This is a genomic window from Pseudoalteromonas sp. SR44-5 (genome assembly GCF_014163675.1).
GTDB lineage: Bacteria > Pseudomonadota > Gammaproteobacteria > Enterobacterales > Alteromonadaceae > Pseudoalteromonas > Pseudoalteromonas rhizosphaerae.
Genome location: NZ_JACJDT010000006.1, coordinates 1 through 26,149 on the forward strand (window position 1 = coordinate 1; position 26,149 = coordinate 26,149).

Here is a 26,149-nt window from a genome sequence, read left to right on the forward strand (position 1 = left end):
CGCTCGCTTTGCATCGGGAAGGTGCCGTGAGATTAAGGGTGGGTCTTCATCCCCATATAATTAAATTAACAAGCGCGGCATAAACCGCGCTTTGAATTTATTCTGTTAAAGAAGGCTCAGTATTTGCTTGAACATCGCGTGCAGGAGCTTCGTCACTTAACAAGTACTTATCCAGCCATTGCTCTTGCTCCCAAAGCACATGCAGTAAACTCTTGCGAGCACGGTAGCCGTGAGCTTCATAAGGTAACATCACTAAACGCGCTTCTTTCCCTAAGCCTTTGAGCGCAGCGTACATACGCTCGCTTTGCATCGGGAAGGTGCCAGAATTCGGGTCTTCTTGGCCGTGGATCATTAACATCGGCTCGTTAATTTTTTCAGCATGAAAAAACGGTGACATATTGGCGTATACATCCTGTGCTTGCCAAAAATCACGTTCTTCTCCTTGAAACCCAAACGGTGTCAAGGTCCTATTATAGGCACCACTGCGGGCAATACCAGTTTTGAATAAATCACTGTGGGCTAATAAGTTTGCTACCATAAAGGCGCCATATGAGTGGCCTGCAATGGCGATTTTATCTTTATCTGCAATGCCTTTTTCGACCAGCACATCTACCGCAGCTTTGGCACTTGCAACTAACTGCTTTCTAAATAAATCATTTGGCTCTTTACCATCAACACCGACGATTGGCATCTTCGGATCATCAAAAACAGCAATACCTTTTGCGAGGTAAGGCATTGGCCCCCAATAACCTATGTAGGTAAATTCGTACGGCGATTGACGTACTTGCGATGCAACTGCTTTATCTTTATATTCCAGTGGGTATGCCCACATTAATACAGGTAATGGACCTTGCGTTTTATCGTAACCTGGAGGTAAATATAGCGTACCAGAGAGTTCAACACCGTCATCACGTTGGTAACGCACAAGTTCTTTAGTCACCCCTTTAAACGCCGGGTATGGATGCTCAAAGGTAGTGAGCTGAGTCAGAGTGTCGGCATCTAAATCGCGAATAAAGAAGTTAGGTTGTTCGGCCTTAGATTCACGAATAGTAATTAATCGCTCACCTTCATCATCAAGCATGGCACGAACTCGCTCGTAATATGGCGCTTTTGATTGCCATAAACGCTTGGTTGTATTGGTCTTAATGTCGTACTGATCTAAAAATGGCACATTCCCTTGCTCTGACGCACCATCACCGCGCAAAAATATATAACGTCCACCAACCACTTTAATAACGTTTACACCAAGATCATTTCGCTCATAAATAGCGTCGCCCGGATCTTTATAAGCATCGTTATAGCTGCGCTGTGAAAACAATACGCGGTTATTATCCGCATCGCGTGGTTGGATCACATAGGTACGTAACTGGCGATCACTAAAACGCCACTCGGTTAAAAACGCAACGTTTTCATTCGCCCACTCAATACCTGAAAAACGTCGTTCTAGTTTAGCAAATAGTTTTGGTTCACGTTTAAAAGGTGAGCGTAAACTATATAGATGATCATGATACGGCACATCGGTTTTCATATCGCCGCCATCTTGCGCCTGCGCCCAAATGATCTCAGCACCTTGGTCATCACGCCACTGAAAATCACGACGACCCGTTCGCACACTGTCATAACCTTGTGGAATGTTGTCGGCCAGTGGCTGTTTAGACAATTGCGCTAACGTATAACCACGCATGCCAAGCACCTGCCACGTTGTCGCAAAGCGGCTATAGGGTACTTGATACGAAAATGGTTCGTCGATAGTGGCGACTAAAATATTGGTTGAATCAGGCGAGATCGAAAATGATTTAAATAATGCTGGTTTGCCAATCGATAACGCAACACCGCTCAGGGGAATATAAGTTAATTGACCTTGGCCGTAAAACTTAAACTGCAACTCATCAAACGGGCTGGTTAATAAATTTTGGTAAGTCCGTGCTGGCGCTTTTTGACCGCTACTTTGCTGAATAACCGGCACAACGCTATTTGCATCACTAACTAATTTTGGCTTGCCAAGGTTAACCGCTTGGTTAGCAACAATTGCCGTGCTATCTGGTAACCATTGATAAGGGGTAGCTGTTAGCACTGAATTAAGAGCCACTGTTGACAACTGACGTGCTTGTTTAGTTTCGGCGTTATACACCCACAATTGCGCCTGAGTTGGTTGCTCAACAATAAACGCTAAATATTCGCTATTACTTGACCATTTAGGTGAGCGGATCACCCCTTGAGGTAAATTATTAACGGTAATCACAGCCCCAGTCGCAATATGTTTAACTTGTAACGCACTAAATTTAGTGCGAGGACGTGAGCGTGAAAAGTTTGCCGGGTTTAACTTTATACCCGCCAATTTCAATTCTTCTTTTGCTAAATCATCTAATGTTTCAACACGTTTACGCTCAAACAGCGCTAACCATTGACCATCAGCCGATAGGTAGCTACTCGGTGCTAATTTAGCATCAACCAGCGCGGCTAAATCACTTGAAGGGGTTTGATAGCCTTGTGCAGCAAGTACCGAGCCTGAAACACTTACGCTCAGCACTAACGCTAATAACAGCCTGATGCCTTTCATGGTGTATCCTTGATTTTTTATTATTAATAGCTGTATCTAAACATGTTTTGCAACATTCATAAAGTTTTTGCGATTCTAGCTTCAATAACGCCGATAGATGACTTATTAGCTGAAACTACGTTAAACTGGCGCCTTCGTTCAAGCAATTGCTGACGCATACATTAAAATGAAAACAAAAACCGATAAAATAACTATTTTTGACGTTGCCAGAGAAGCTCAAGTTTCTAAGTCAACGGTGTCGTTAGTGCTTACAAACAGTGACAAAGTCAGTGATAAAAGCAAAGAAAAAGTATTGCATGCCATTGATAAGCTTGGCTATGTATATAATAGAGATGCGGCAGCACTGAGAAGTCGCCGCTCTAACTTAGTGGCGTTAGTTATTAATGACTTAACTAACCCTTACTCTGCGCAAATAGCGGTAGGACTTGAAAACCATATTCATGCCCTTGGTATGCTGCCGATGTTAGTGAACACCGCCGAAAATGTTGAGCGCCAAACACAAGTTGTTAAAACACTCAAAGAATATAATGTTGCCGCATTTATCATGTGTCCTGCCCCGGGAACTACCCAGCAGTGGGTTGATGAACTTATCAATAGTGGTTTCCCGGTCATTCACATTATGCGCGAAGTGGCTTTTTGTGCCGCCCCGACAATATTGCCGGACAATAAAAAAGGCACTCATCTAGCCACTAGCCATATTTTACAACAAGGTATTGAGGATATCGCTTTTATAGGTGGAACTGATGATATTTCTGATCATCATGAACGTTTAAGTGGTTTTCACAGTGCCTTAAAGCAGTTTAATATCCATCAACACAAACCAACGATCACCGCCGCCACGAACCGTCAAGGCGGGCGCGATGCCTTTGCTACGTTGTATGCGCAATACCCTGCGACTAAAGCGATTATTTGTTTTAATGATGTTATTGCATACGGTGTCATAGAAGCCATTCGCCAACATGGTTTGATACCCGGTAAGGATATAAAAGTAGTCGGTTTTGATGATTTAGCTGATTCATGTTTAATGTCTCCCTCGTTAAGCAGTGTCACCATCAATGCGGACGATATTGGTAAGCATACTTGCCAAGTACTGCAAGAATTACTTAATCAAGGCACTCCTGCGGTGCGTACCTTAGTCGATGTTCATCTGCAAGTAAGAGATTCAAGTCAATGAAAAAAGTCTTAGTAATTGGCTATGTATGGCCAGAACCAAATTCATCAGCGGCCGGCACTCATATGATGTCGCTATTAAAAGCGTTTAAAAATGAAAATTGGGCGGTTGAATTTGCCAGTCCCGCTCAGAAAACCGAGCATATGGTTAATCTGGATGACTACGGGATCAGCAGCGCAACTATTGCCCTTAATTGTGCAAGTTTTGATGAATATGTTATCAACTACGCCCCTGATATCGTCATGTTTGACCGTTTTATGATGGAAGAACAATTTGGCTGGCGAGTAGATAAACATTGCCCTAACGCAGTAAAAATCCTTGATACTGAAGATTTACAATGCTTACGCAATGCCCGCCATGAAGCGCATAAAGGCAACCGAGCATTTAACCATAGTGATTTACACTCTGACCTCGCCAAACGAGAAATAGCCGCTATTTTACGCTGTGATTTAAGTTTAATTATCTCAAGTTTTGAAATGCAATTACTTGCTGATGTATTTAAAGTCGACAGTAACTTATTGCATCATCTGCCTTTTATGGTCGATTTAAGCTCACTCCCTGAGCAAACTAAATCGTTTGAGCAACGCCAACACTTTATGACCATAGGTAATTTTCGCCACGCCCCAAACTGGGATGCCGTACTCTATTTACAACAAATCTGGCCGCTCATTCGTAAACAACTACCCCAGGCTGAGTTACATATTTATGGCTCTTACCCACCGCCAAAGGCCACCGCGCTTAATAACCCCAAAACTGGCTTTTTAATAAAAGGTTGGGCGCATGATGCCTATCAAGTAATGGAAAGTGCGCGTGTGTGCATCTCACCACTTCGTTTTGGTGCTGGCATTAAAGGAAAGCTGTTAGAGGCGATGATCATGCAAACACCCAGTGTTACAACGACAATTGGTAGTGAGGGTATGCACCATGATTTACCTTGGAGTGGTGTGGTTGAAAATGAGCCGCAGCAATTTGCCGATGCCGCTGTGGCTCTGTATCAAAATAAAAGTTTATTTACGCAGGCACAAACAGCCGGTAATACGATATTAAAAACGCACTACGACAAACAGCTTTTATCTAATAATTTAATCATTAAAATTCAATTGATTAAAGAGAAATTACAAGCTCACCGCGAAGCAAATTTTACAGGCCAAATGCTCAAACACCACACAATGCGTAGCACTCAATATATGGCGCAGTGGATTGAGGCTAAAAACAAATAAAAAAAACTAGACAGGCGGTGATTAGTGTTTAAAATTCCCGCCAAACTAGCTAGGCAAATTTAGATGTATTGTCTATATTTTTTAACTGAATAATTTAAATTTTGGCTCAATACAAATTTGAAAACCGCAACGTTCACAGAAAAGCGCAAATTTATCGTTAAACTGGGTAAGATGCTTCATAAGTATGGCACCCCAGCTTATCGACTCGAAGCTCACTTAATGGAAGTGGCTACTTACCTTGATCTTAAATCTTCATTTGTCATGTCACCCACTTCCGTTACTTTTGTAATTTGGACCGATGGCCATGAAGATGAATATACTCACGTTGCCCGTGTTGATCCTGGCGATCACGATTTAGGGTCGTTAGCCGATACCGATGATCTGGTTAATAAAATGCTCAATGGCGAACTCACGCTACAAGAAGTTGACGTTCAACTCGACGCCATTTTTATTATGCCAAATCCGTATAATCGCTTTACCACAGGGGTTGCCTTTGCCACCTCAGGCGGCGCATTTGCAATGCTGATGGGCACCAGCTGGAATGACGTATTTTGGTCAGCGCTACTTACCTCTGTCGTTTACTTATTTGTACTGTGGTCAGCGCGTTCAAAACGCGTGGGCCATATGTTAGAGCCATTAGTGGCGATAGTCTCGGCTATTTTGGCCTGCGCTGTAAGCGTGCATTTAGACGTCGGGATTAATATTCGTTTAGTGGTATTGTCTGCGATTATTGTGTTTATACCCGGGCTTGCATTAGCACTGGGCCTAGCAGAACTTGCAGCGCGGCATTTAGTTTCTGGTACAGCGCGTGTGATGGATGCTTTTATGCTGTTGTTTAAACTGTATTTTGGTGCCTTCATCGGCATTGCGATTGGTTTTGCACTATTCGGCCAAGCCGATTTCGTACAACCTGACCCTTTACCTAAATGGACGGCTTGGTTGGCAATCTTTTTACTCTGTAGCAGCTTAATCGTTATTTTTAGAACCAAACTAAAACATGCTACATGGTCTATCGCCTCTGGCTTTATCGCTTATGGCAGCAGTATTGGCTCTGCGATGTATTTAGATTACACCTTAGGAACATTTGTAGGTGCATTTGCGGTGGGTGTATTTAGTAACCTATTTAACCGCGTAGCAAACGCTCCTGCCTCAATTGTTGCCATGCAAGGCTTGATTGTATTAGTTCCAGGTAGCAAAACTTACATAGGTCTAAACTCATTAATTGAAGGGCAAGACTTTGTGTATGCGGAGCACATCGGCCAACAAACCTTCCTAATATTTATGTCATTGGTGGCTGGATTAATCTTTGCCAACGTTGCACTCCCACCGAAAAAGAGTTTATAAAGCAATTAAGTGCGGTAGTTACTATCGCGCTTAAACCTTATCACTTTAATCTCTTCATTAAACGCCTACTTGTGCGTATTAATCGCATATTTTAGCATTTAAGGTACACCTTGTTATAATCCTTCGATAATTAAAACATGCGAAGGAAAATTCATGATAAAAACTAGCCTAGCACTGGCTCTTGGACTCTCAAGCTCACTGGCATTTGCAGCCACATCGCTTACTGTAGAAGATATCCCTAAAATTCAGTCAGTTATTCAAACCAGCATTAGTCCAAATGGTGACAATGTTGCATTTACCCGCTCAGTGCCACGTGAATTATACGTCGACGAGAATGGTGCCAATTATAGCGAACTCTATGTCGTCGATGATGAAGGTGTCGAGCGTCCTTTCATTACCGGCTCTGTAAGTATCAAGAGTATTCAATGGTCAAACGATAGCAAAACGATCTACTTTTTAGCAAAACTTAAAGACGACAAGTTTACCGCGTTATATCAAATTCCAGTGGATGGTGGTCAAGCGCAAAAAGTACTATCGCTTAAAGACACATCAATTTCTAGCTATCAGTTAAGCCCGAATAACAAACAACTCGCTATTTTAGCTATGCCAGCGGCTGATAAATCTGAAAAAGAGCTGAAAAAATTAGGCTTTATGGCTGAGGTGTACGAGCTAGGCTTAAAAGATAAACAACTATTTATTGTCGATTTAGCCAAAACAGATAAACCTCTTACACCAACAGCGCTTAACGTTGCAAACTATGTAAGTGATGTAAACTGGGCCGCAAAAGGCGATAAGTTATTAGTAAAAACCCAGCCTACAGCGCTAATTGACGACAAATACACTAAATCACAATGGCACTTATTTGATATTGCGACTAATCAAGTGACGATGTCGTTTGCTACTGAAGGTAAATTAGACGGTGCTGAACTGTCTCATGATGGTCGTTACATCGCAATTCTAGGTGCCGAAGATAAGCATGATCCAGCCGCTGGTCGTTTATTTTTAGCTGACACAAAAACAGGTGAAGTAAGTGATTGGTTACCTAATTTCATGGGTCATATCGTTGATTTTGAATGGTCACATAAACGCAACACGCTTAATTTTATTGCCAATGTAGGTACGCAAAGTTTTGTCGCGGGCATTAAAACCGGCTCTAATAAATACAAAAAAATTATTAATGAAGGCCAATTTATTGCATCAAATCTGAGTATTTCTGATTCAGATAAAACCTTAGCGCTACGTGCAAACACTGCAAAGCACCCAAATGAAGTATTCATTATTCGTGGTTCTAAAGCACAACGTTTAACGGATTCAAACAACTGGTTGAATGACAAACGTTTTGCTAAGCAAGAAACTATTTCACTTAAGGCTCGCGACGGTGTTGAGATTGATGGCGTATTAGTCTACCCATTAGATTATGAAAAAGGCACGCGCTATCCATTGATCATGTCAGTGCACGGTGGCCCTGAAAGCCATGACAAAGACGGTTGGGTAACAAACTACTCGCGTCCAGGTCAAATGGGAGCAGCACGTGGTTATGCAGTATTTTACCCAAATTACCGTGGCTCTACAGGTAAAGGCGTTGATTATTCAAAGCTTGGTCAAAACGACTATGCAGGTAAAGAGTTTGACGATTTAATTGACTTTAAACAGCATCTTGTTGAAATGGGCTTAGTTGATACTAAACGTGTTGGTATTACGGGTGGCTCTTATGGTGGTTATGCATCAGCATGGGCCGCAACAAAATTGACTGAACACTTTGCTGCGAGCGTGATGTTTGTAGGTGTTACCAACCAACTATCTAAATTTGGAACTACTGATATTTCTAACGAAATGAATCTTGTGCATGCACGTTCATACCCATGGGATAAATGGCAGTGGTATTTAGAGCGCAGCCCTATTTACTGGGCAGGCCAGTCTAAAACACCATTACTGATCATGCATGGTAAAGATGATCCTCGCGTACACCCTGCACAATCAATGGAACTGTACCGTTATATGAAAGTACAAGGCAAAGATGTACGCCTTGTATACTATCCTGGCGAAGGTCATGGTAACCGTAAAGTAGCCGCGCAATATGATTACAGTTTACGTTTAATGCGTTGGATGGATAACTATTTAATTGACGGCAAAAAAGACATGCCAGCATTCGAGATTGACCATGCAGGCAAGTTAAAAGCGGTAAAAGACGCCAATAAATAATCCTATTATTTTGTGTTAAATACGCTTTTAGGCCAACATTCGTGTTGGCCTTTTTGCTTTTAAATAACAATGAATATGGATGTAATATAAAGACCTAACTCGGTAATTTTTACAAGAAAACACCTTAACAAGCTCAAATATAAAAAATTAAATCAATATATTACAACAACTTAAAAGTTGGCTTCTGTCTTGCAATATTCATTGTAATTAATGAGTAAAGCAAGGAAAACCCATGAATATTTTTGAAGCACTTCGTAATGATCACGACAAACAACGTTCGCTTGTCGATGCGCTGATAAAAACCCAGGGGGAGTCACCGAATAGACAGTCTCTTATGGATAATTTAAAACATGAGTTAGTAGAACATGCTAAATTTGAAGAGCGTTATTTCTATAATCCTTTGATGTTTGATGATTTAACCCATGAAAAAGCCCGTCATAGTATTGCAGAGCATCATGAACTTGATGAATTGATTGAGCAACTTGAAGAAACTGATATGAGCTCACCAGTGTGGCTTGTGACCGCTAAAAAATTACATCATCTTGTACATCATCATCTGGCTGAAGAAGAGCATGAAGTATTTCAACTAGCCGGTAAAGCGCTAACCGAAAGTCAAAAAGAAAGTCTAGCCGAAAAGTATAATAATGCGATGAGTTAACTGCTATATGTGCCCGCTTTAATTTATAAAGCTCTCTAAATAGCAACAACTCTATACCATTTGCATTTATTAGGCACCTCTAACACGGTCAATACTTGGCTAAGCAAACACTCTTAAATTAACTAAGCCCGGCATCAAACGCTGGGTTTTTTAATGCTCATGCTCCATCCCCACCTTTATTTAATATGAAAATCATTCATTGAATGTAAATATTTCGCAATTGAACATACAACTGATAATTGTTATCATACCTACCTTGGTTGCTTATTAGATTAATAATCTTTATTCTTGTCATGAAGGAAGTACAATGAAATCCCGCCCGCTTTATCTGGCCTCACTGATCAGTGCATTATTAACATCAACAACACTTATTGCTGATGATGACACAGCTGAAAATATGGAAGTGATGGTTGTCACCGCTTCTGGTTATGAGCAAAAATTAATAGATGCACCTGCAAGTGTCTCGGTTGTCTCTCGCGAAGATCTACAAAATAAGCCATTTACTAGCCTTGCTGATGCGCTTCGTGATATCGAAGGTATCGATGTTGGTGCCGGACAAGATAAAAACGGTAATATTAGTATTACCATGCGTGGTTTACCCGCAAGCTATACTCTAGTGCTTATTGATGGCCGCCGTCAAAGTGATGTAGGTAATATAGGCCCAAACAACTTTGGTAACAGCCAATTTATGTATATGCCGCCACTTGAGGCTATCGAGCGAATTGAAGTCGTTCGTGGCCCAATGTCCACTTTATATGGCGCTGATGCAATCGGTGGTGTAATCAATATTATCACTCGTAAAAATCTTGATAGCACCCATGGTAGCGTCACGGTAAGCAGTAATATCCAACAAGACGATCAATACGGTAACGATAATAAAGTCGATATATATTTGACCGGCCCAAGCGGCGTTGAGGGATTAACTTACGGGATCCGTGGTAGTTTTTATGACCGTCAAGAAAGTGAGCCAACTTACAGCGAAAGTTTACCACTTCCAGATGGCAGCATGTGGGTTGATGATGGTAGCTTTGGCGATAAAAAAATCGTTGCAGCACGTAACTGGAATGCCGGCGCAACAATAAACTACCTGATCAATAATCAGAATGAAATTACCTTTGAGTACGACATAGCCAAACAGCGTTACGATAACACCGAAGGTCAAACGGGTACGTTAGATAGCCCAGTCAGTTTATGGCGTGTTAGCAAAGGCATTGTACAGCCACGCGTTGGTTATACTCCATATCAACGTGTTGAACGTGAGCAATTTGTATTTGCACATGTTGGTCGATACGATGTTGGTACGCTTACCAGCAGCATTACCCAAAGCAGCAGTGAAAACTTTGGTCGCTCATTACCTCTTAATGTACAAGAGCGTTTAGGTGTGCAGGCCATTTGGGACCAAGCAGTACAGGATCAAGGCATCGACAAGCCAGAACTAACGGATGCAATTTACGCTCAACTTGATGAGACTTTTTTACCACGCCCAATGCGTACACTAAAACTTGATAACTTAATTATTGATACTAAGTTTGAATCAAATATAGATAACCACTATTTTGTAGTAGGCGCACAATATTTTGATGCCGAAATGGAAGATGGTGTATTTGGTATGTACGGGGATGGCTTCCGTGAAGGTACGACTCAAGATCATCGTCAAACAGCTGTATTTGCTGAAGATAACTGGGAAATTACCACAAATCTAACTGCAACTTTCGGCGCTCGTTATGATCATCATAATATCTTTGGCTCACAAGTTAGTCCTCGCGCTTATTTAGCCTACTCTCCTGCTGATGAATGGACTTTCAAAGGTGGTATCAGCACAGGATATAAAACCCCAGAGCCAAACCAACTATTCTCTGGTATTACAGGTTTTGGTGGCCAAGGTACTAAACCTTTTGTTGGCACGCCAGACTTACAACCTGAAACCAGTGTAAACTACGAAATGGCTGCTTACTTTAATGGCAGTGATAGTTTTAGTGGTAACGTAACGGTGTTTTACAATAATTTTAAAGACAAAATCATTAACCAAGATAACTTACCAAACTGTGAAGTGGCCATAGCTGATGAACCTTGTGTTGAAATTGGCGCAGGTTGGGCAGGCATCGGTAGCACCACCTTTACGCAAGCTGCTAACGTAGATAAATCAGCTACTCGTGGTGTTGAAATTGCTGCTAATTGGCAGATTATTGAACAGTTGTCACTACGTGGTAACTTTACTTACACCGATAGTGAAGTGAAAAGTGGCCGTGATGAAGGACTACCTTTAGTTAATACACCTAAAAATATGTATAACTTAACGCTTGCATGGCAACCATTGGATGATTTGAGTATTTCACTTATTTCTGAAATCCGCAGCGATCGTTACCGTGGTACGGCAAATGTGTCTGGTCCACAGGGCCCTGAAACACAAAAGCTCTACTACAAAGCCTATGATTTATATCATTTAGCAGCAAGTTATAAAATTAATGATAGCCTAGCATTAAATGCCCGTATTAATAATCTGTTAGATGACGACTTATCAAGCCGTACTTGCTTATTAGCAACCTCAGAGGAAGAGTACGAATGTACATCTGATTACAATACCACCCAAAAAGCACGCAGCTTGTGGGTATCAATGAGTTACAGTTTCTAGAATAAAAAGCTATAAAAATAAAGCCCAGCAATAATGCTGGGCTTTTTATTATTACGATTTAACCGTGCCTTTTATACTTCATCACCCAACACAGATCCGTGGCCGAAGCAGATTAAAGCGTATACTCAATAAGGGTTCCCGATGCATAAGCAAAGGAAGCCTTAACTTATAGAATTAAATTTTAGAGTTTATTCGCTTAGTATGTAAAGATATGTTCTGAAAGATTTAATTTAAATCATTGAGGGATCTTATGTATAGAATATGGCTATTAAGTTTATGCTTTGTCTTCGGTGTTGCAAATGCACAAACGCCGCAACCACTGAGTTATGACGCATTATTAAGCAACTATAATTACGATTTTGACGTTAACTATTTTAACCTTGACTCACAAGGGCTGTCGTTAAAAATGGCGTATATTTACTTACCAGCAAAGGCTGGTAAACCCGTTGTGACTTTAATGCACGGTAAAAACTTTAACGCTCATTACTGGACTGAAACTGCACTATTGCTACAAAAACTCGGTTATGGCGTGCTGATACCTGACCAAATTGGTTTTGGAAAATCATCTAAACCACGAGATTATCAATTCTCTTTTGCAGCCTTAGCTAGTCACACCCATGCTTTAATGAGCCAACTTAATATAAATAAATCAATTGTATTGGGTCATTCTATGGGCGGTATGCTGGCAAGTCGCTTTGCGCTTATGTATCCACAAACAACCCAACAATTAATTTTACTCAACCCTATTGGCCTTGAAAATTACCTGCAATATGTTGATTATAAAGACACTAACTTTTTTTATAAAAATGAGTTAGCTAAAACACCTGCCGGGGTAAAAGCATACCAGCAAAAAAATTACTACGACGGAAAATGGAATAACCAATTTGCCGCTCTGACGAATTTTATCACCGGGCAAATTCAAGGCCCAGATAAAGAGCTAGTAGCGTGGGTTAACGCAAAAACATACGACATGATTTTTACTCAACCCGTTATCACCGAGTTTAAAAACTTCACCATGCCTGTTTCACTAATTATAGGTACAAGAGACAGAACAGGGCCTGGCCGTAACTGGAAAAAACAAGGGGTAGATTATGAACTTGGCCGCTACGATCAATTAGGTAAATCAGCCGCGGTATTAATTCCTCACAGCCAACTATTTGAACTGGCTGATTTAGGTCATTTACCCCATATTGAAGATTTTAAGCGCTTTAAAGCTGTATTGTTAAAAGCCTTAGAAGCAGGCTCAAAGCCACTAGAGTAATATTTAGGCAGATCAGCGGTTAAAGTTATTAACAGCTGATTTGATTACTCAACGCTGACCTTTGAAAACCAATTAATAAACATAAATGCCTACTATTAGATACCTTTTAGCGATAACAGAAAAATATTGTTAATTAGCATGTGGATTCACTTTTAATATTTTGATGGCACTAAAAAATAACAACTCACTGATATAATTAGACTAAAACCCTATCTCCATTAATATATTGCTATTCTGAAGTTATTTAAAAATTAAATAACTTTTCAGTTTAAAACTAAAAAAGCAGGTAATGTAAACTTAAAGTTAAAAAAATAAGCAGTCTGTTGTTGACCAAATTACAACCTTAGCTTACTCTATGTAAGCGCTTACAACACACACACTGATAAATGTAAGCGCTTACAACTTCGTTCGTAGACACAATAACAACCACAACGAAGTACTTTTAAATTTTTGTCGATACTGGGGTTCAACTAATGAACATGACAACAACCAAAGTAAGCCGCCTTGTTGCGGCAATATCCATGACCATGCTATTTGGCTGTGGTGGAAGTGCTGAGACAAAATCTGACTTCACAAAAGTCGATCCACAAAAGCCGGTTTCTGATTGGCAAATGGTTTGGAGTGACGAATTTGATGGCGCAAGTATTGATTCTAACAAATGGAATTTTGAATTAAGTTGTGCCGGTGGTGGTAACAACGAAAAACAATGTTACACCGATAACGAGCAAAATGCGTTTATCAAAGATGGCATATTAAATTTAGTTGCTTTACCGGCCGACGAAGGTGCCGAAAAGCCTTATACATCGGCACGTTTAAACACCCGCTACAACGCTGATTTTACTTATGGTCGTTTTGAAATGCGTGCAAAGTTGCCTTCAGGGCAAGGTAGCTGGCCTGCATTTTGGATGATGCCAACCGATGAAGAATATGGTACTTGGCCGCGCTCTGGCGAAATTGATATTTTAGAAGCGGTAAATTTAAAAACAGTTGCTGAAGATGGCACCGTTGAAGCAAATATTCATGGCACACTTCACTATGGTCGTGAATGGCCTAACAACTCGAACTCTGGTAAAGCGTACACATTTGCAGAGGGGATGAACCCTGCTGACGATTTTCATACTTACGCTATTGAATGGCAAGAGGGCGAAATTCGTTGGTACGTTGATGGTTACTTATATGCCACACAACGTCGTTCTGAAGTTCGTTATAACTCAAAAGACGAAGCTGTTGGCCTAAAACATAAAGGTTGGTTTGCTGAATACTTTGAACAAGGTAATGGCGAGCTTACAACACATTGGGATAATGCCCCCTTTGATAAAGACTTTTACCTTATTTTAAATAATGCCGTTGGCGGTGATTGGCCGGAAAACGTAAATAACTTAGGCGTTGACGCTGCAGCATTTGCAGAGGGTCAAAGCTTTGAGATTGATTACGTACGCGTTTATCAATGTGCAGCTAATACTGACACAGGTAAAGGCTGTGAGACAGTGCGCCCAGGTTACGACAACTTAGAAGATGCACTTGTTGAAGGTAAAGCGCCTGTACCTACTCCACCAAGTGATGGTGTTGCAAAAAACCTTGATATTTTTAATGGTAGCTTAGACGCAAACTGGATCGCTTGGGATTGTTGTGGCGGAACCACACCAGAAACCATTACCGACGCTGACAAAGGCGACGTGGTTAAATTTAATATCAACGATAATAACGGTACAGTATTAGGTTTTTCAACCCGTGGCGGTCACTTCCCTGATGGCTTTGCAGGGTCATCGTCTCCATTTGATGCTTCTTTACTGCTTGATTTAAATGGTCGTGTATCATTTGATATGAAAGTAGTGACTCCTCCAACATCTTCAACTACTTGGTTATTAAAGGCTGAAGCCGGTGATGGCGGTCCTAATACCGGCGATGTCCCACTTAGCGATAGTAATGAAGGCGTAACACCGGTTACAGGCCAATGGCAAACCTATACATTCCCACTTTCTTTACTACAAGAAAGAGGCCTCGATATAAGTGCCATTGATGTATTAATGGTATTTCCTACATGGCAAACAGGTGGCGGTGCCGAGTACTTAATTACCAATGTAGCTATTGAAGGTGACTTACCAAAAGTCGATCTTTTCAGTGATGAACAAAACCTAGATTGGCCAATGTGGGATTGTTGTGGTGGTTCAAAACCGGTTGAAGTAATGGATGATGAAGAACACGGTTTAACGGCTGAGTTTACTATTGGCGCAACAGCAACAGTAATGGGCTTTAATAGCCGCACAGCTGCAGGCGGAAGCGGTGAAGCTTTCGATGCTACTTCGATATTAGAAAACGGTGTAATAGCGTTTGAGTTAAAGGTGATCTCAAAACCAAATAATCTTGATTCAGTTTGGAGTTTCAAAGTTGAGTCTGATAACGGTAGCTCTGCTGTCGAAATTCCATTAACTGACAGCGTCGAAGGTGTAGAACCTACTATTGGTGAATGGCAAACATATACCTTTACCCTTGCTGATTTAGCGGGTGCAGGTTTAGATGTTAGTGCATTAGATGTGGTGATGATTTATCCAACTTGGGACACAGGTGAAGGCGCTGTTTATCGTGTAGATAACGCATTCATTGGCATTCCATAACTAAGAATCACTTTATGGTAGGTGCGTATAAGCACCTACTTACCGTAAAAAATTTAGTAAAAAGCAGAGCAATTATGAACACAAATAAGTTTAAAAAAAGCCAAATAGCGGCTTCTGTGTCACTTATCATCGCTGCAAGCACATTTAACTTCGCTAACGCTGCGCAAGAAAGTACTGCCGAACCTGAAATCGAAGTAATACAAATTAAAGGTATACGTGGTTCACTGATCCGCTCTATGGACATGAAACGCGATGCATCTGGAGTAGTCGATGCAATTTCTGCCGAAGAAATGGGTAAATTCCCAGATACCAACTTAGCTGAATCACTACAACGCATTACGGGTGTATCGGTGAGCCGTGCAAACGGCGAAGGTAGCCAAATTACAGTCCGTGGTTTTGGCCCTTCATTTAATTTGGTAACACTTAACGGTCGCCAAATGCCTGGAACGGGTAACTCTCGTTCGTATAATCTTGAAAACATCGCCTCAGAAGGTGTAAGTGCCTTAGAAGTATTTAAAACTGCCCGTGCTGATGTGCCTAGCGGTGGTTTAGGTGCGACAGTTAATATTTCAACATCGCGCCCTCTGCAAAGACCTGGGCAGCACTTTTCAGCAACAGCAAAAGCAATTCATGACTCATCAAATGAAGTTGGTAGCGATGTAACACCTGAAATATCAGCTATTTACAGCAATACCTTTAATGATGAAATGTTTGGTATTGGCTTTTCATTCTCGCATCAACAGCGCGACTTTCAAAAACAAAGCGCTAATATTCAAGGTTGGCAAGCTAATGTAGATTTACCGACTCTTTCAGAAGATAAATTTATTGATGCTCGCCCAGTTGATGCAGACGGTAATCGCGTAGGTAATCACTTTTTTGCAAAAGACATGAACTACGCTATTGAAGATTTACAACGTGAGCGTACCAATGGGCAAGTAACACTGCAATTTGCACCCACTGATAATTTTGTGGCCACCCTTGATTACACAGCAAGTGAGGCTACAACAGGGTCAAAAACTCTCGGCTGGGGTATTTGGAACGACTTTGGCAGTAATATTAACGGTTACGAGCTAGATGAAAATGGCACCGCTATTTATGCCGATATTAGCGGTAACGATGCGTCATTTACCTCGAGTAAAAACACCACTGAAGTAAAAGCTCGTTCTATCGGTTTAAATTTAGATTGGCAAATTAATGATACATGGCAAATTGAGCTTGACTACCATGATTCTAAAAACGAAACCGACAATGGCGCAGACAAAGGTCTAGGTAGTGATGGGCAAGTTATTTTAGGTTCTGATCAGCTTGTTAATAAAATTTATGATTACCGCACTGGCGAAGTTCCGCATACGCAAGTTAATTGGAAAAACGGCACGAATGTATTAAGCCCAGGTGAGATTGATTCAAACTTTAGTCAGTTTATTCATTCACCGGGGGAATCAAATATTGAACAACTTCAACTACATGCAAGTTGGATAAATGAAAGTTTTGACATTGGTTTAATTGAAGTTAAGTTTGGTGGTTCGCGCACAGAGCAAAACACCGGTGGTTATGAGGCATGGAGTGGCTTAGTTGGTGGCCCTGGTTTTAATCCTTCTTACACTGAAATTTTCCCAGATGGTATGTTTACACTTCATGATACCTCAGGATTATTAGATCAATTTGCCGGTGGCGGTAGCAATTTACAACCAAACTATTACTACAGCTATGATTTTGACGAAGCCGTAGCAAGACAAATGGCATACTTAACCGCTGATGTAACAGGCGGCGATGCTTATGCACCTAATGCCTATCTTGATGGCATTGACAGTCAAAGCTCGGTTGAGGAAATTACCAACAGTATTTATGTTCAATCACGTTGGGAGTTTGACGTTAGTAATTACTACGTTAAAGTAAACGCAGGTCTTCGCTACGAAGAAACCGATGTAACCAGCTCTGTTCGTCAGCGTGTTGAACAACAAGTTAATTGGATCAGCGCTTCAGAGTGGATCACTCAATATTCAGCAGGTGGCGATGATAACTTCTTAGTGCAAGAAGGCAGTTATGATATTTTACTGCCATCAATTGACTTAAGTGTTGACCTAACTGATGACGTGGTTGCTCGCGTATCATGGGGCAAAACAATGTCGCGTGCACCTTTAGGCGATTTAGCTGGCGGTCGTTCACTAACAGGCAGTCCAAAACCGGGATCACGCGTAGGTAGTCAAGGTAACACGGGGCTATTACCGTTTGAATCAACAAATCTTGATTTATCTTTGGAGTATTACTACGCAGAAGGCAGTTATGCATCTGTAGGTTACTTTAAAAAGGACGTTGATAACTTTATTCAAACCACCATTACCCCAACCACCATTGAAGGCTTATATGATATTTTAAATGGCCCGCGCTATTTACAAGCTGTGAGTGATATTGAGGCACGTGGTGAGCAAGCAACAACCGATGCCATTTTTGCACAAATGCTTGCTAATGGTGATGGTAATGCCAATGGTCAAATTGAACCAAATAGTAACGATCCACTTATTACTTGGAACATTAGCCAACCACAAAATACCGATAGCAAATCAGTCGATGGTTTTGAAGTGGCAGTACAACACTTAATTGGCGAAACAGGCTTTGGTGTCGGTGTTAATGCTACATTTGTCGACGGCGATGTTGAATTTGATACAGACAGCTTAGACCAACAAGCTCCGTTAACGGGCTTAAGTGATTCAGCTAACTTCCAAGCGTTTTACGAAAAAGATGGCTTATCAGTAAAACTGACTTACGCATGGCGCGATTCATACCTTATTGGTGTAGGCCAAGCACAAGGTTCTGCTGATGCACCACCACAATATGCGAAAACATATGGCCAGTGGGATATGAGCGTAAATTATGACGTTAACGAGAATGTGACGGTATTCTTTGAAGGTATAAATCTCAATAATGAAACCGAGCAAGGCTATGGCCGTTACGAAGAGCAGTTCTTATTTGCTCGCCAGTATGGTCCACGCTACGCAGTTGGTGCACGCTATACCTTTTAATAAACCTAAGTAATTAAACAGTCCAGCCGCTCACTGAGCGGCTTTTTTTATAGCTGTTTAATTTTTTCTAATAGCTTATCGGTTGTCCAATCAATAGCGTTATAGGCAATATCGGGCTTATAGTAATCGCCCTTTGCTCTTGCTCTATCAACATACACTTTATTAGGGATAATAACTTTACCTAACCCTGAGGGTAACTCGGCGAGTCGAACATCCATATACAATGAATCAGCACTGCTTGGCGCGCCAAATAACTGAGTGTTTGAAAACTGCTTAAATACATCAATGGCATCAAGACACGCACTTGCACACTGTGGCGGCACAATAACAAAAACCTGTGTTTTAAAGTCACTTACTGGCACTGTAATTTCGCTTTGGTTTGATTTACTTTGCGGCTCTTCGATGTAAAATAGCTTATTGTTTTCAAGTGACTGCGCCATACCTGCAGCTATTTCTTTAAATTCTTTTTGTGCTTTAGGTTGATCTTTCAACACTTCAATTAATGATTTAACATGGTTAGTATTATCTTTTGACGCTCACCACCAAACCCGGCTATTTTGTGAGTAGTTATCCATTTTTTGTTCAACAACTTGCTCACCCCACAACGCTTTTGCAAGCTTTAAGCTCCAATACGACGAGCCACCTTGGTTGTGACGAAGATCTAAAACCACCGTTTTTGCACTGAGTAACTTAGAACGTTGATCAGTCACTTTTTTATACAGGTTATTGTAATCATGAGTTTGCTTATCGTTATTTGCAAAACTGGGCATAGCAATCCACGCTATGTTTTGCGTAGGCCAAGTTAAATCGGTTGTAAGCTCATCCCCATTATAGGCATGTGTTAAATGCTTACTTACACTCTTTGGCCGAACAGACCAATCAAGGGTTTTACTGTAAGTTTGCCCATTGGCTTTTATTACTCTGCTATTGAGCGGCGCAGCTTTCGCTGAAGATAACTGTTATTTAACAGCTATTGTAAACAATGTATCAACCCCTTTATTACAAGGTGTTGCATCAGACATAAGACTAGTAAAAGGGGTTAACCAATTTGAATTAGTATGTACACTAAGTAAAAGTGGTGTATTCACTTTTACTCGCCCTGCACTTAAGAGCTTTTCGTGGCAACAAGATGGCGCATTAAAAGCTCCCTTAAAAACGAATCATGCAGTACAAAATTATTAGCTAATGCTAGGTGAGTTTGATAAGTATGAGCTAGCAAACATGGCTAACTCAGCTATATTAATCCTTTTTAAATAACACCTGTGGATTAACCATTGTTTTCATTTCTAATACATTACCGTTTGGATCTTCAATAAAAAACGTCTCTTGTTCAAATTCATTGCCAACAAAACGACGGTATGGCTTATCTAAATATTCAAGACCTGCGTCTGCAATACGCTTTTTTAATGCTTGAAATTGATCTTCTGATAAGTGAATGCCAAAGTGAGGGACTGCCACCGCGCCCATATCAACATCATGACGTACCGTTGGTAAGCGCTCAACACTTTGATGAAGCGTTAACTCGTTACCCCAAAAATCAATGTCTACCCATCGCCCTGCTTCACTATTGCCCGTTTTACAGCCAAGTACGTCACAATAAAATGTTTTCGCTTTTTCGAGATCACCGGCAGGAATTGCTAGGTGCAAACAGTTGGACATAAATTACCTTTATTAATAACTTTTAACATATGAAATATGCTGCATTATACATAAACTGCAATTTATATAACATTAACAGCATTACTTTTAGTAATTAATTGCATACCACCAAATCTAAAACTAATACTTTATGATGTGTGTGCTATGCCTAAATCCATCTCCTTGAAGTTCATCGCTTTTGTAAACGCGTACAACATTGGCATTATCTATTGTTGTGTCTGCGGCTTTAACTGGCCTCATTGGTTCATTCCATATCCTGCAGATTATAAAAAACATTCTTATGCATCTATTTATACACGTAGTTTTGCCAGTATGTGTTTCACCGTTTTAATTAGCAACTACTGGAAAATTGCTATTATTTCTGCAACTGGCGCTGCGCTCACAACCGCTAAATAAAAGCATTCTAATAAAGAGTAATCCGTTCGCTCTTTGTCGTTTAATAACTAATATAAATATAAAACTATTAATGACCCTAAACCGCCTACGCTATAATAATTTCATATCTAGCCTTGTTATTTTTTACGTATATCTGTTAATATCCTCCGCGAACTTTATTTGCCCTAAATAAAGAATAATCATATACGGATTTATGAACATGAAAAAACTAATCGCAGTAGCAGCTCTATCTTTACTTCCTTTCTCAAATGCAATGGCTGACCAAGATATTGGTTGTGGTCTTGGTTCAATGTTATTTGCTGGTCAGCAAGGTAAAGGCGTGAAAATTTTAGGCGCTACAACTAACGGTACATCAGGTAACCAAACTTTTGGTATCACTTTTGGTACTCTAGGTTGTGATGGTACTGGTACAGTAACCTCTTCAGAAAAAATTGCTTTATTCATCGACGGTAACATGGAGCAACTTGCTCGTGATATGTCAAAAGGTGAAGGCGAAACTTTAGCTACTCTAGCTGAAGCTTGGGGCGTTGCAGATCAAGATAAAGCAGCGTTTAATGCGCTAGCTCAAGCACAGTATTCTTCAGTATTCACTTCTGAAAATGTGACTTCACAAACAGTTTTAGAAAACCTAAACACTGTAATTGCAAGTGATGCAAAACTTGCTTCTTATACTCTTTCTTAATCAGCTAAATTAGCCGGTTTTTATACGTATAAATAAAGCCGCTGGGGTTTATCTCTAGCGGCTTTTATTAGTGATTATGAAAAAAATATTATTTGTTTTACTAATTGCACTGTTCAGTGCTTACTCAAACGCTAAAAGTATTGAAATTAATACATTAGCAACAGATCCATACTGGCTTAAACTGGGTCACTATCGTCCGACGACGCTAGGTGGTTGGAAAAGTGAAGTAGACAGTGTTAAGTTTTTTTTATCCCCTAAAGGAAAGGTAAGCCCAAGGGATGAGCTCAACACCACTATTAACGCATTTAATGGCGATAATAGCCTCCCTCAACAAACACAACAAACTCGGTGCCAATTTCCTGCACGTTACACGTGGCTTAAAACAAAAATAAAAAATAACTGGCCAGAACTTAATTGCCCAGATCTACAAACTTGGCAAAAAATTATAAACCCTAAGGGCGTTACTTTAGTCTTTCCAACTGCATTTATGAATAGTCCATCATCAATGTTTGGCCATACCTTGTTACGTATTGATGCAAAGGATCAAACTCGGCATAAAGAATTACTCGCATTTGCCGTTAATTTTGCAGCAGAGCCAGATGGTTCTGATAATGCTGCAATGTATGCATTAAAAGGCTTAATTGGTAGCTATCCGGGCAAATTTTCACTGATGCCGTATTATAAAAAAGTACGCGAGTATAATGATTTAGAATCTCGTGATATTTGGGAATACAAACTTAATTTATCCGAGGAGCAAGTTAAGCTTATTTTATTACATCTATGGGAGCTACAATTAGCCACTTTTGATTACTTTTTTATAGATGAAAACTGCTCTTATCAGCTGCTCGCATTATTACAACTGGCAAAAAACGATCTCAATTTAACATCCTCATTTGACTTACAAGCCATTCCATCTGATACCGTTGCGGTACTTAGAAATAATAACTTGTTACAAACACCTAATTATCGTCCTGCGTTTGGTACTAAACTGTATCATTATTCTACTCAAATGACTGACGAGCAACTTAGTGATGCAAGAGCGCTTATGCAAGGTGGATCACTCAATACCCGAAACTACTCCGAATCACAATTGGTCGCTATATTAGAAATGGCCTATGAGTGGTTAAATTTTGAGTTTTACGATAAAAATTTAAACCGTGAAGAAATTGCCCCACGACTTGCTAAGTTACTCCTCATGCGTAGCAAATATAAAATAGCTTCGCCATTTACCAAACCAAATCGACCTGCAGCCTCTCCAGAGCAAGGTCATGGTTCTTCTAAAATAACGCTAGCAAGAACCCATTATAATCAACAAAGTGATTTAACAAGTTTTGCATATCGCCTCGCATACCATGACTTACTAGACACCTCTGCTGGGTTTATTCCTGGTGCTCAAATTAGCTTTTTTGATATTGAAGGCGCTATAAAAGATAACGGTAACACTCAGCTAGAACATTTTTATCTATTAGATGCAATGTCACTTGCACCCGATAACCGGATTTTTGATAGCTGGTCATGGAACCTTAAAATGGGCTTTGATCGACAGCCAAATAATGACTTTCAACAAGGCCGCTGGTTTACTAAAGGTGGCTATGGAAAATCAATCGGCAACCCAAACACCCTTCATGGCTATTTATTAGCACAAGTTGAGTTTAACAATGGCGATATAACGGATAAGTTAACAACGGGGTTTGGCACAGAAGCTGGTGTTATTTGGCAAATCAATAATAGTCATAAGCTTGCCCTTACAACAAATATAATGTGGCTTGTCGATGCAGACGTAGATAATCACGCTGATCTAACATTAAAATGGAATTACGCTTTGTCACGAAATTTATCTATACGCACAGAGCTAAAAAACCAGCGATGGTATACAAGCAGTACGTCGGCTAAACTAGCCATTCAATATTACTTTTAATCACTGGGTTTTACGGAGCTTGTTGGGTAACCAAACAGCACGTTTAACTTGGCTTTTAACCCTTTAGCTTGGTAGGTACTTTTAAATAAATACTGCCACTGATGAAAGGTGATTTTGATTGGGTTATTACTGTTTAGTTGGCCAATAATGCCGTATTTACAGGGCTTGTTTTCATCCTCTTCTACATAAGTGCCAAATAATTTATCCCAAATAATTAAAACGCCAGCGAAGTTTTTATCTAAGTAGCCATTATTTATAGCGTGGTGCACCCGATGATGCGATGGGGTATTAAATAATGCTTCAAACCAACCGAGCTTTTTTACCACTTGCGTGTGTACAAAAAATTGATAAGCCAAATTAAGTGCCACCACCGCAAAAACAATTACAGGCTCAAAGCCTATTAATATCATCGGCAACCAAAATAGCCACATTCCCGCCAGCGGATACATTAAACTTTGCCTAAATGCCGTGGTAAAGTTCATTTTAGTAGAACTATGATGCACTACATGAGCGGCCCATAACCAATGAATATGGTGTGATGCACGATGAAACCAATAGTATAAAAAGTCTTGCAGTAAAAAAGCGCCTAATACAGTAAATAGCGTCAATTCAATATCAAATAGCCGAAACTGATACAACCAATAAAAAAACGGCATTAATAATAATAACGCAATGGCATCAGCTCCTTGATGTAATAAAGCAAGTAACGCGTTGGCTAAGCTGTCTTTTATATCGTAGTAACGTCTAAATTTTATAAACTCAACCCCTACAAACAGCAAAAAAATAGGGCTCAGTGCCAATAAAATAATTTCAATGCTCATGGCGTTTGCTCCTTAAAATAGCGGGCTATTTTTTTAAGTGCTTGGCTAACATCTTTTTTTATAAAAAAAGCCAGTATAAAATTGGGTAACCACAAAGGCGCAATGCAACGAATATGGTAGCTGATCTCGGTGAGTGATGGCTGAGCATTATTGGCTTTTAAGTAAATATCACCACGGTGCTGTGCAACGAGTTTATCCCCTAAAATACGGTAACTAATGTGGCTATTATCGGCCGTTATTATTTGCTCTTTAAATGTTGTACCTTGCATTTTTATTTGTCTAATAGTGCCTTTTCCGCCACTTATTTCACCCGAGTCTTGCGGTGTTAACACTTTAAACTGCGCATTAAAAAAGCGCCCCAAATCAGCATGCGCTAATAATAAGGTGCGTAATTGTTCAGGCGTTGCTGCCACACTATGTTTAACGTTTACCTCAATCATTGTGTGCCCCATATTATTTTTATAGATCTCTAGCATATAAAAATATTGCATGGCAAACTTGCGATTAGATGACTATTTTTTAGCTTTAGGCGACAAATGAAAACCTTAGCCGATCATTACTTTTCTAGCTGTTTGGATTATCTTCAAAGCAAAGGATTAGATAGCCAAGAGATACTAACTGCCATTGAGTTTGATGAATATACAAATAAGCAAACACAACAATTAGCACCACGTATTAGCTTAAAAAGCTATAATGCGCTGCTTAGTTATGCACAGCAAATGCTAAACGACTCCTTATTTGGGTTTGAGTTAGGAAAACAAATACGTACCGCTGATTTTGGTGTACTTGGGTATTTAATTGAATCGAGTACTAATCTAGCCAGTGCCATTACTGCATTACTGAGCTACGACAGTTTAGTGGCCAACATAGGGCGTGCTGAGTTTGAACAGCAACAAACACTTTGCAAGGTAACTTGGTTAGCCGACCCACAGTGCAGCCCACAGGCCGTATTACGAAATATGACCGCGTGGGTAAGTGTTATACGCCAACTACTTAATCCTCAGCTTTCGCCTAGTTGCGTTTATTTTACAGCACGTTTTTCAGACAGTGAGCTACAACAATTAGCGCGATGGTTTAATTGCCCAGTAAAAGCTGGCGCTAACTTTAATCAAGTAGAGTTTCCAAGTAGTTACTTAACCCTGCCTTTTAAAACCGATAACTCCCAGATTAACGCTGTGCTTAAGCAAATGTCAGAGCAACGGCTATCCCAGTTTAAAAGTCAGCAATTATTAACAGAAAAAATTAATCATATTTTAATGGCTAAACATGATTTACAAGAGTGTACGTTAATTCGCACCGCAAGCGTGTTAAATATGACCCAAAGAACATTACAACGTCGTTTAAAAAAAGAGCATAAAACCTTTGCAGCCCTACTCGAAGCAGAACGAAAACGACGTTTACCACTTTATATTAATCAATACCCTTTAAGCACAATTGCATTTATGTTGGGTTTTAACGATCAGAGCTCATTCAATCGTGCTTTTAAACGCTGGTATAACATCAGCCCACGCGACTATATAAAAAAGCACTCACTGACTTAGTAAATCAGCATCATTTAAAAAATGGCGTAACGATAAAAACAAAGGTGTTGGCAAATCATTCACATCGCACCAACGCCACTGTAAACATTTGTTAGGCTCTTTATTTACAGGCTCGCCACCTTCATACTTTGCCTGCACATATAAAGTAATATAATGCTTGTTCTCGGCGCTAAAAATATCGTTGGTAAAATCGAGTTTACGAATATTAGTAACAGTAAGCCCTGTCTCTTCTGCTACTTCGCGCACTGCACATTGCTCAACCGTTTCACCAAATTCTAAATGCCCCCCAGGGGTTGCCCAGGTATTTGCACCATGTGCGCCTATTCGCTCACCGAGTAAAATTTTATTATCATGCATTACTATCACTGCAACGCCTACTCTGACAACTTGACTCATTATTACCACATTAAATAGTTCATCATTTTTATATGTTACCTCATTTAAACCAT

General features: G+C 40.2%; 18 protein-coding genes and 2 pseudogenes. 14 read left to right on the forward strand and 6 right to left on the reverse strand.

Going from position 1 to position 26,149, the window contains the following annotated elements; all coding sequences use genetic code 11:
- Positions 1–97: 97 nt before the first annotated feature.
- Positions 98–2,560, reverse strand: coding sequence for a prolyl oligopeptidase family serine peptidase (locus H5154_RS04740; protein ID WP_182717549.1), 2,463 nt, complete (start codon positions 2,558–2,560; stop codon positions 98–100).
- 166 nt (positions 2,561–2,726) lie between these two features.
- On the opposite strand from H5154_RS04740, the gene H5154_RS04745 reads away from it, so the two are divergent.
- From H5154_RS04745 to H5154_RS04785, 9 genes are all read left to right on the forward strand, one after another.
- Entirely contained in the window at positions 2,727–3,734 is a 1,008-nt protein-coding gene (locus tag H5154_RS04745; protein ID WP_182717550.1) for a LacI family DNA-binding transcriptional regulator, read from the forward strand.
- Positions 3,731–4,951 (forward strand): glycosyltransferase, encoded by a 1,221-nt coding sequence (locus H5154_RS04750; protein WP_182717551.1) that lies wholly within the window; start codon positions 3,731–3,733, stop codon positions 4,949–4,951. The genes H5154_RS04745 and H5154_RS04750 overlap by 4 nt, the downstream gene beginning before the upstream one ends.
- A 117-nt stretch (positions 4,952–5,068) precedes the next feature.
- Positions 5,069–6,295: a threonine/serine exporter ThrE family protein gene (locus H5154_RS04755; protein WP_149980016.1), complete on the forward strand. Its 1,227-nt coding sequence runs from the start codon at positions 5,069–5,071 to the stop codon at positions 6,293–6,295.
- A 153-nt stretch (positions 6,296–6,448) separates the two neighbouring features.
- Positions 6,449–8,497: a S9 family peptidase gene (locus tag H5154_RS04760; protein ID WP_182717552.1), complete on the forward strand. Its 2,049-nt coding sequence runs from the start codon at positions 6,449–6,451 to the stop codon at positions 8,495–8,497.
- Positions 8,498–8,729: 232 nt separating this feature from the next.
- A complete protein-coding gene (locus tag H5154_RS04765; RefSeq protein ID WP_182717553.1) occupies positions 8,730–9,155 on the forward strand; it encodes a hemerythrin domain-containing protein in 426 nt (141 codons plus the stop codon).
- A 307-nt stretch (positions 9,156–9,462) separates the two neighbouring features.
- Positions 9,463–11,787 carry a TonB-dependent receptor domain-containing protein gene (locus tag H5154_RS04770; RefSeq protein ID WP_182717554.1) on the forward strand — a complete coding sequence of 775 codons (2,325 nt, stop codon included), beginning with the start codon at positions 9,463–9,465 and terminating at the stop codon, positions 11,785–11,787.
- A 250-nt stretch (positions 11,788–12,037) separates the two neighbouring features.
- Positions 12,038–13,048 (forward strand): alpha/beta fold hydrolase, encoded by a 1,011-nt coding sequence (locus tag H5154_RS04775; protein ID WP_182717555.1) that lies wholly within the window; start codon positions 12,038–12,040, stop codon positions 13,046–13,048.
- 473 nt (positions 13,049–13,521) lie between these two features.
- The gene (locus H5154_RS04780; RefSeq protein WP_182717556.1) at positions 13,522–15,663 is read left to right on the forward strand and encodes a glycoside hydrolase family 16 protein; all 2,142 of its coding nucleotides are present in this window, start codon (positions 13,522–13,524) and stop codon (positions 15,661–15,663) included.
- Positions 15,664–15,737: 74 nt separating this feature from the next.
- A complete protein-coding gene (locus H5154_RS04785) occupies positions 15,738–18,683 on the forward strand; it encodes a TonB-dependent receptor (protein WP_182717557.1) in 2,946 nt (981 codons plus the stop codon).
- Between the two features lie 47 nt (positions 18,684–18,730).
- Here H5154_RS04785 and H5154_RS04790 read toward each other — a convergent pair.
- Positions 18,731–19,600: pseudogene (locus tag H5154_RS04790) on the reverse strand (S41 family peptidase); the annotation flags it as partial.
- On the opposite strand from H5154_RS04790, the gene H5154_RS04795 reads away from it, so the two are divergent.
- Entirely contained in the window at positions 19,590–19,865 is a 276-nt protein-coding gene (locus tag H5154_RS04795) for a hypothetical protein (protein ID WP_259398454.1), read from the forward strand. The pseudogene H5154_RS04790 and the gene H5154_RS04795 overlap by 11 nt on opposite strands.
- 57 nt (positions 19,866–19,922) lie before the next feature.
- Here H5154_RS04795 and H5154_RS04800 read toward each other — a convergent pair whose 3' ends face one another.
- Positions 19,923–20,342 carry a VOC family protein gene (locus H5154_RS04800; protein WP_149980009.1) on the reverse strand — a complete coding sequence of 140 codons (420 nt, stop codon included), beginning with the start codon at positions 20,340–20,342 and terminating at the stop codon, positions 19,923–19,925.
- A 196-nt stretch (positions 20,343–20,538) separates the two neighbouring features.
- On the opposite strand from H5154_RS04800, the pseudogene H5154_RS24155 reads away from it, so the two are divergent.
- The 3 genes and pseudogenes from H5154_RS24155 to H5154_RS04810 all read left to right on the forward strand — a co-directional run.
- Positions 20,539–20,729, forward strand: a pseudogene (locus H5154_RS24155) (hypothetical protein); the annotation flags it as partial.
- Between the two features lie 208 nt (positions 20,730–20,937).
- Complete coding sequence (locus tag H5154_RS04805) at positions 20,938–21,420, forward strand: DUF3015 domain-containing protein (RefSeq protein WP_149980008.1); 483 nt, start codon at positions 20,938–20,940, stop codon at positions 21,418–21,420.
- Between the two features lie 76 nt (positions 21,421–21,496).
- On the forward strand, positions 21,497–23,338 hold the full coding sequence (locus tag H5154_RS04810) for a DUF4105 domain-containing protein (protein WP_182717558.1): 1,842 nt from the start codon (positions 21,497–21,499) through the stop codon (positions 23,336–23,338).
- On the opposite strand, the gene H5154_RS04815 is transcribed toward H5154_RS04810, so the two are convergent.
- Together H5154_RS04815 and H5154_RS04820 are read right to left on the reverse strand one after the other, a co-directional pair.
- On the reverse strand, positions 23,335–24,159 hold the full coding sequence (locus tag H5154_RS04815) for a sterol desaturase family protein (RefSeq protein ID WP_182717559.1): 825 nt from the start codon (positions 24,157–24,159) through the stop codon (positions 23,335–23,337). The genes H5154_RS04810 and H5154_RS04815 overlap by 4 nt on opposite strands.
- On the reverse strand, positions 24,156–24,599 hold the full coding sequence (locus tag H5154_RS04820) for an SRPBCC family protein (protein ID WP_182717648.1): 444 nt from the start codon (positions 24,597–24,599) through the stop codon (positions 24,156–24,158). Before H5154_RS04820 ends, H5154_RS04815 begins: the two co-directional genes overlap by 4 nt.
- A 96-nt stretch (positions 24,600–24,695) precedes the next feature.
- Between H5154_RS04820 and H5154_RS04825 the strand changes: the two genes are divergently transcribed.
- A complete protein-coding gene (locus tag H5154_RS04825; RefSeq protein WP_182717560.1) occupies positions 24,696–25,700 on the forward strand; it encodes an AraC family transcriptional regulator in 1,005 nt (334 codons plus the stop codon).
- On the opposite strand, the gene H5154_RS04830 is transcribed toward H5154_RS04825, so the two are convergent.
- Positions 25,689–26,096, reverse strand: coding sequence for an NUDIX hydrolase (locus H5154_RS04830; protein ID WP_182717561.1), 408 nt, complete (start codon positions 26,094–26,096; stop codon positions 25,689–25,691). The two genes, H5154_RS04825 and H5154_RS04830, sit on opposite strands and share 12 nt — an antisense overlap.
- Between the last annotated feature and the right edge of the window lie 53 nt (positions 26,097–26,149).

Excerpts from the sequence above, each read along its gene's own strand:
- H5154_RS04815 (WP_182717559.1), bottom strand. The coding sequence starts at position 24,159 with ATGAGCATTGAAATTATTTTATTGGCACTGAGCCCTATTTTTTTGCTG.
- H5154_RS04770 (WP_182717554.1), top strand. The coding sequence starts at position 9,463 with ATGAAATCCCGCCCGCTTTATCTGGCCTCACTGATCAGTGCATTATTA.
- H5154_RS04765 (WP_182717553.1), top strand. The coding sequence starts at position 8,730 with ATGAATATTTTTGAAGCACTTCGTAATGATCACGACAAACAACGTTCG.
- H5154_RS04810 (WP_182717558.1), top strand. The coding sequence starts at position 21,497 with ATGAAAAAAATATTATTTGTTTTACTAATTGCACTGTTCAGTGCTTAC.
- H5154_RS04780 (WP_182717556.1), top strand. The coding sequence starts at position 13,522 with ATGAACATGACAACAACCAAAGTAAGCCGCCTTGTTGCGGCAATATCC.
- H5154_RS04745 (WP_182717550.1), top strand. The coding sequence starts at position 2,727 with ATGAAAACAAAAACCGATAAAATAACTATTTTTGACGTTGCCAGAGAA.
- H5154_RS04825 (WP_182717560.1), top strand. The coding sequence starts at position 24,696 with ATGAAAACCTTAGCCGATCATTACTTTTCTAGCTGTTTGGATTATCTT.
- H5154_RS04760 (WP_182717552.1), top strand. The coding sequence starts at position 6,449 with ATGATAAAAACTAGCCTAGCACTGGCTCTTGGACTCTCAAGCTCACTG.
- H5154_RS04830 (WP_182717561.1), bottom strand. The coding sequence starts at position 26,096 with ATGAGTCAAGTTGTCAGAGTAGGCGTTGCAGTGATAGTAATGCATGAT.
- H5154_RS04750 (WP_182717551.1), top strand. The coding sequence starts at position 3,731 with ATGAAAAAAGTCTTAGTAATTGGCTATGTATGGCCAGAACCAAATTCA.
- H5154_RS04820 (WP_182717648.1), bottom strand. The coding sequence starts at position 24,599 with ATGATTGAGGTAAACGTTAAACATAGTGTGGCAGCAACGCCTGAACAA.
- H5154_RS04740 (WP_182717549.1), bottom strand. The coding sequence starts at position 2,560 with ATGAAAGGCATCAGGCTGTTATTAGCGTTAGTGCTGAGCGTAAGTGTT.
- H5154_RS04800 (WP_149980009.1), bottom strand. The coding sequence starts at position 20,342 with ATGTCCAACTGTTTGCACCTAGCAATTCCTGCCGGTGATCTCGAAAAA.
- H5154_RS04785 (WP_182717557.1), top strand. The coding sequence starts at position 15,738 with ATGAACACAAATAAGTTTAAAAAAAGCCAAATAGCGGCTTCTGTGTCA.
- H5154_RS04775 (WP_182717555.1), top strand. The coding sequence starts at position 12,038 with ATGTATAGAATATGGCTATTAAGTTTATGCTTTGTCTTCGGTGTTGCA.
- H5154_RS04805 (WP_149980008.1), top strand. The coding sequence starts at position 20,938 with ATGAAAAAACTAATCGCAGTAGCAGCTCTATCTTTACTTCCTTTCTCA.